Consider the following 6,684-nt stretch of genomic DNA (forward strand, 5'->3'; position numbering starts at 1 on the left):
TTTATTCCTCCATTCCCTTTTCTTTAACATAAATTTCAAAAAACTTATCTTCAAGGGTTTTGCCATCTCTTATGTCTTCAATTTTTCCCGACTCAATCATCTTTCCATCTAAAATGATACCTACATGATCACATATTTTCTCTACCAACGAAAAAATATGTGTTGATAAAATAATTGTTTTTCCTCTTTCTTTTTGCTCTATCAAAAAATCCGTAACTGTTTTTGCAGTTATTACATCTAGACCATTTGTTGGCTCATCAAATATAATAATATCTGGATCATGCACCAATGAGACAACTAAAGAAACTTTTTGTTTCATACCTGTTGATAAATTATCAATTTTTACCTCTTTAAATTTATCAATTCCAAATCGCAAAAAAAGTTCATCTTTTCTTTTTTCCCTCTTCTCATCGTCAATATTATACATGTTAGAGAAAAAATCGAATATATAATTTGGTGTAAAAAAACCTTCTAGTTTTAATTCATTTGTTAAAAAACCAATCTGTCTTCTAACTTCTTGTGAATCATTTTGAATATCCAATCCATTAATTTTAATTGTTCCTTCATCTGGTTTAATTAAAGTTGATAACATTCTAAGGGTAGTTGTTTTACCTGCTCCATTAGGACCTAATAATCCAAATATCTCTCCTTTATTAACTTCAAACTCTAAACCATCAACTGCTTTAACGATTTTTTCCTTTGTCTTTTGGATTTTTTGTTGCTTTTTTGAAATCTTGAATGTCTTTTTTAGATTTTTAACTTCAACAACTATTTTTTGTTCCATATATTCTTCTCCCTTTTTTGCTTTTTTGTATCATATTTACATCAATCTGCTCATATACTAATTAACTAATCAACTAATTAACTAATTATTTGATTTTCCAATTTACTCATTTACTAATTAACTAATTATTTGATTTTCCAATTTACTCATTTACTTTATTTATATAATTATAAATATTTTTTTTTAGCATGTAAAGCAAAAAATCTCCAATAAGCATACTTCTATTAGCATACAATTGGAGATTTGTATAAATTTTAATGATTTAATGTCTCATTAATAGTAAATTTTATATTATCAGTTTATATTAGTTAAATCCAACAACTTTTTGTGATAATCTATAAGCTGCAACAGAAATTTTTCTTCCTGTTTTTCCAGGAAGATTCATAGTTCCACCTAAAATACCCCTTCTTAATTTATGGAACAATCTAATATCTTTTTCTTTTATATATTTCCATAACTGACGTTTCTTTTCGAGATTTTCATCAGTTCCTGATCTAAGCAACATAACTGTAGAAACAACTGTTATGATTTCTACATAATTAAACATATATTTTCTACATTTTGCATCAGAAATTTTCCATAAATTGTATGATTCAATCATCAATTTATTAACTCGAATCTGCTGATCAATTCTGCTAATCATTACTTTTTCATTTACTGATTGATCCTCACGTCCTATAAAATATCTGTAAAAATCAACATCCATGTAATACATGCTCTTTACATATGGAAGTGGCTGATAAACATATAAATTATCAACATAGAATGTATGTTTTGGTAGTTCTAATCCACATTCTCTTAATAATTCAGTTCTGTATATAACTGAATGCATCAAAATATAATGTCCTTTATAAAAATGTTTAACATCTTTCCACTGAAAAATCTTATCTTCTGGGAAACCTTTTTGACGCATTACACGTTTGTGTTTAGCCCCTTCTTTTTCATATACATAATTTGCCAAAAGCATATCAATAGCATGCCCCTGTGCTACTAACTCTTTTAATTTCACAAGAATCTGTTTATATGAATCTAAATCAACCCAGTCGTCACTATCTACAACTTTAAAATACAATCCTGTTGCGTTCTTAATACCTGTGTTAACAGCCTCTCCGTGTCCACCATTTTCTTGATGAATTGCTTTAACGATTGTAGGATATTTCTTTTGATATTCATCTGCAATTTCTGCTGTCTTATCTTTTGAACCATCATCTACAATAATAATCTCTACATCTTCACCACCTGGCAAAATAGATTCAATACAATTTCTCATATAGCTTTCAGAATTGTAACATGGTATTGCAAAACTCAATAATTTCATCTTTATACCTCTTTACCTTTATTTTCTCTCTCGATTTATTTTAATAAATCTTTTGCTAATTGTATAGCCTTCAAACACATTGCGTCAATGTTATAATACTTGTACTCAGCCAAACGACCTAATAAATGGAAATTATTAAACTTCTGAGCATCTTCTTTATATTTATTATACAATTTATCATTTTCTTCATCTAAAATTGCATAATATGGAATTTCTCCTTCTTTTCCAGTATATGCAAAAGGATATTCTTTAACAATAGTTGTACCATTTGTGTCTTTTTGACCTGTTAAAAATTTAAACTCTGTAATTCTAGTATAATCCTCACTTACAGTATAATTTACTACACTGTGTCCCTGGAATGAATCTTGATCATAATGTTCAAATTTAAAATCTAATGAACGATAAGGTAAACGTCCGTATTTACAGTCAAATAACTCATCAATTGCACCTGTATAAATCATTCCATTATTAAATTCTTTTCCTTCAAAGAAAATTTTGCCATCTTTAAACTCAACAATATCTTTTACTTCTGTATCAAGTTTAACATCAATATTTGGATGATCTAACATTTTTTCAAACATTGGTGTAAATCCATCAACAGGAACGCTTTGATATTTATCTTTGAAATATCTATTATCATATGAAATTACAACAGGTACACGACCAGTAACTTCTGGACTAATTTCTTCCGGTTTTTGTCCCCATTGTTTCATAGTATATTTTAAAAATACATTCTGATAAACATATTCTGCAATCTCTCTAACATCAGGATCATCATTTTCTCTTAATTTCATTATAGGAACACGACTTCCTTCGCCATATTCAGAAATTAATTTTTTTTCAAGATAATTAGCTTTTTCTTCATCATATACCATATGTAAAGTATTTAAGTTAAATGGTACTGGAATTAATTTATCACCAACTTTTGCAACAACTTCATGTCCAAAATCATACCATTCTGTAAAACGAGATAAGAACGCTCTTACTTCTTCATTTCCTGTATGGAAAATATGTGGTCCATAAAGATGAATTAAAATTCCATTTTCATCTTCCACGTCATAGCAATTTCCACCAATGTGATTTCTTCTTTCTACAACTAAAACTTTCTTATTACCTTCCTCAGCAAGAATTCTTGCCACAACTGATCCAGCAATACCTGAACCAACTATAATATAATCGTACATATTAACTATTCCTCAACTTTCTAAGTGTATTGAACACAAAATATCACTTTAAACATAAAACACATTAATTATACCATAACATAGAATTACTAACCACTTTTTTATATTAATATACCTTTTATATTAATATACCTTTTTTATTAATATACCTTTTTTATCTATGTTCTTTTTTTTCTGTTTAACATCTGTTTTATATCAAACCACTTAAATCTACATTCTTAAATCTACAACAATGCTTATAAAAAAATGTCTATCAAAAATTTTCCACACTTAAAATATTATTTTATTATGAAAACATAATAATACGAAATCTTAAGTTACTATCCAAAAGTGTAATTTAAAGTTACAATAGTAATTTTGAACTAAAGTAGTCAGTAAGTTTTATGCATAATGCTTAAATTTAAAAAACAATTCCGTTAACATTGACAATTTTTTATCAAAGTGATAGTATTGGAAATGTAGACATTTCTAATAGAGGAGGTTTTATTTAATGAGTGAATTTAAAAATTTATTACTTGATGTTGAGGACGAAATTGCAGTTTTAACTATCAATCGTCCAGCAGCTTTAAATGCTTTAAATAGTGAAACATTAGATGAACTTAATGTTTGTCTTTCTGAAATCGAAGTAAGAGATGACGTTAAAGTATTAATTTTAACAGGTGGTCCTGACAAAAAAGGAAATGCTTTCAAATCTTTCGTAGCTGGAGCTGATATTTCGGAAATGGTTAACTTCGACGCACCAGCCGCTCGTAAATTTGGTATTAAAGCATCTGAACCATTCTTTAGATTACAAAACATGCGCCAAGTTACAATTGCAGCCGTAAATGGTTTTGCACTTGGTGGAGGATGTGAAATTTCAATGGCATGCGATATAAGAGTTGCATCTGACAACGCAATATTCGGTCAGCCAGAATGTGGACTAGGTATTATTCCTGGCTTTGGCGGAACACAAAGACTTGCTCGTTTAGTTGGTATGGGTCGTGCTAAAGAAATGATCTTTACATGCGATTCAATCGATGCAAATGAAGCTTATAGAATTGGTCTTGTTAACCGCGTTGTTGCAAAAGAAGAATTAATGAATACTGCAAAAGAGCTCGCTAAAAAAATCATTTCAAAAGGTAGCTATGCAGTTTCAGTTGCTAAAGCCGCAATCAACAATGGCTATGACATGGATATCAGAAACGCAGTAGAAATGGAAGCAAACTTATTCGGTGTAGTAAATGATACACACGACAAAAAAGAAGGTATGACAGCATTCCTAGAAAGACGTTCTGCAGAATTATCTGATTTCTAATTTTTTTAGAATATTTTTGTTTTTTCAAAACTAATCTAATTTTAATAAATATACAGATTATTGAAAGTTTTAAAAAATAAAACGTGCTTTAATGCGTACATAAGCATATAAAAACACGTACACTTTCTTTTAAAGTACAATTAAAGCTCACAATATGTGAGCTTTAATTGTACTTCTTATATATATAATAAATGCAATTTATTATATAAAGTTCATTTACTTATTGCTTTTATAAAGTCTTACTTTCCGTTTTTACCTTTATTTGGTACAAGAATTGTTTTTCCACCCATATATGGTTGTAATGCTTTTGGAATATTAACTGATCCATCTTCATTAACATTATTCTCTAAAAATGCAATTAACATACGTGGTGGCGCAACTACAGTGTTATTTAATGTATTTGCAAAATATTTCTCTCCATTTTTGCCTTTTACACGAATCTTTAATCTTCTAGCCTGAGCATCTCCCAAGTTTGAACAGCTTCCAACCTCAAAGTATTTCTTTTGACGAGGTGACCATGCTTCTACATCACATGATTTAACCTTTAAATCAGCTAAATCGCCAGAACAGCACTCAAGAGTTCTAACTGGAATATCAAGACTTCTAAATAAATCAACTGTATTTTTCCACATCTTGTTATACCAATCCCAAGCTTCTTCTGGTTTACAAACAACAATCATTTCTTGTTTCTCAAATTGGTGAATTCTATATACACCACGCTCTTCTATACCATGTGCACCTTTTTCTTTTCTAAAACATGGAGAATAACTTGTCAATGTATATGGTAATTTTTCTTCATCATTAATTGTATTAATAAATTTACCAATCATTGAATGTTCAGATGTTCCGATTAAATATAAATCTTCACCTTCGATCTTATACATCATTGAATCCATCTCATCAAAACTCATTACTCCATCAACTACTGCTGATCTAATCATATATGGTGGAATACAATATGTAAAACCTCTATCAATCATAAAATCACGTGCATAAGCTAATACAGCTGAATGTAATCTAGCAATATCACCCATCAAATAATAGAATCCATTACCAGCAACTTTTCCAGCTGCATCTAAATCAATTCCATCAAAGCTTTCCATTATGTCAGCGTGATATTTAATTTCATAATCAGGAACAACTGGTTCTCCAAACTTTTCAATTTCAACATTACAACTATCGTCTTTTCCAATTGGTACTGAAGGATCAATAATATTTGGAATAACCATCATTATCTCACGAACTTTATCATTTAATTCTTTTTCTTGAACTTCTAATTCAGATAGACGAACTGCATTATTTGAAACTTGTTTTTTAACTTCTTCAGCTTCTTCTTTCTTTCCTTGCCCCATCAAAGCACCAATCTGTTTAGATAATTTATTTCGACTAGCTCTTAACTCATCAGCTTCACTTTTAACTTGACGCGCTTTAGCATCTAATTCAATTACCTCATCAACCATTGGTAATTTATGATCTTGAAATTTCTTTTTTATGTTTTCTTTTACAATTTCTGGATTCTCTCTCAAAAATTTTAAATCGATCATTTTATCCTCCTCTATTTACACTGTTGGTATATTATATGTTTTGAAATTATATCAAAATTACTTCATATCAAAGAAAAAATAAAAGTTATAGAACTGCACTCATTATTACACTTTATACATATTCTACACTTTATACATAACAGAATTATTATACTATCTACGCCTCTTATTTGCAAGTTATTTAAACTAAAGAGAGCTGCATTCCTGCACGGAACACAGCTCTCTCCCATATATCTTCAAAACTTCATACAAGCTTTTCTCTTTGAAAACCTTTTTGGTCAAGCCTTCGACCTATTAGTAACAGTCAGCTACATACATTACTGTACTTCCACCTCTGCCCTATTTACCTGTTAGTCTCTCAGGGGTCTTATCTCCTTTTGGAGGGGATATCTCATCTTGAGGGGGGCTTCACGCTTAGATGCCTTCAGCGTTTATCCCTTCCGAACTTGGCTACTCTGCTATGCCGTTGGTCGACAACAGATACACCAGTGGTTCGTCCATCCCGGTCCTCTCGTACTAAGGACAGCTCCTCTCAAATATCCTACGCCCGCGCCGGATAG

5 protein-coding genes and 1 rRNA gene are annotated in these 6,684 nt (G+C 30.1%); 1 reads left to right on the top strand and 5 read right to left on the bottom strand.

Annotated elements, in window-relative coordinates; genetic code table 11:
• Position 1: 1 nt before the first annotated feature.
• From BLV79_RS09140 to glf, 3 genes are all read right to left on the bottom strand, one after another.
• Complete coding sequence (locus BLV79_RS09140) at positions 2-784, bottom strand: ABC transporter ATP-binding protein (RefSeq protein ID WP_074718318.1); 783 nt, start codon at positions 782-784, stop codon at positions 2-4.
• Positions 785-1,088: 304 nt separating this feature from the next.
• Positions 1,089-2,102: a glycosyltransferase family 2 protein gene (locus BLV79_RS09145; RefSeq protein ID WP_074718320.1), complete on the bottom strand. Its 1,014-nt coding sequence runs from the start codon at positions 2,100-2,102 to the stop codon at positions 1,089-1,091.
• A 35-nt stretch (positions 2,103-2,137) separates the two neighbouring features.
• Complete coding sequence (glf, locus tag BLV79_RS09150; RefSeq protein ID WP_083354526.1) at positions 2,138-3,286, bottom strand: UDP-galactopyranose mutase; 1,149 nt, start codon at positions 3,284-3,286, stop codon at positions 2,138-2,140.
• A gap of 490 nt (positions 3,287-3,776) precedes the next feature.
• Between glf and BLV79_RS09155 the strand changes: the two genes are divergently transcribed.
• Positions 3,777-4,580, top strand: coding sequence for an enoyl-CoA hydratase-related protein (locus BLV79_RS09155; RefSeq protein WP_074718324.1), 804 nt, complete (start codon positions 3,777-3,779; stop codon positions 4,578-4,580).
• 239 nt (positions 4,581-4,819) lie between these two features.
• Here BLV79_RS09155 and serS read toward each other — a convergent pair whose 3' ends face one another.
• Both serS and BLV79_RS09165 read right to left on the bottom strand, forming a co-directional pair.
• A complete protein-coding gene (serS, locus tag BLV79_RS09160) occupies positions 4,820-6,124 on the bottom strand; it encodes a serine--tRNA ligase (RefSeq protein ID WP_074718326.1) in 1,305 nt (434 codons plus the stop codon).
• 274 nt (positions 6,125-6,398) lie between these two features.
• Positions 6,399-6,684, bottom strand: a 23S ribosomal RNA gene (locus BLV79_RS09165); the annotation flags it as partial.

The organism is Lachnobacterium bovis DSM 14045, assembly GCF_900107245.1.
GTDB lineage: Bacteria > Bacillota > Clostridia > Lachnospirales > Lachnospiraceae > Roseburia > Roseburia bovis.

Coding starts and splice junctions, on each gene's coding strand:
- serS (WP_074718326.1), bottom strand. CDS start 6,124: ATGATCGATTTAAAATTTTTGAGAGAGAATCCAGAAATTGTAAAAGAA.
- BLV79_RS09145 (WP_074718320.1), bottom strand. CDS start 2,102: ATGAAATTATTGAGTTTTGCAATACCATGTTACAATTCTGAAAGCTAT.
- BLV79_RS09155 (WP_074718324.1), top strand. CDS start 3,777: ATGAGTGAATTTAAAAATTTATTACTTGATGTTGAGGACGAAATTGCA.
- glf (WP_083354526.1), bottom strand. CDS start 3,286: ATGTACGATTATATTATAGTTGGTTCAGGTATTGCTGGATCAGTTGTG.
- BLV79_RS09140 (WP_074718318.1), bottom strand. CDS start 784: ATGGAACAAAAAATAGTTGTTGAAGTTAAAAATCTAAAAAAGACATTC.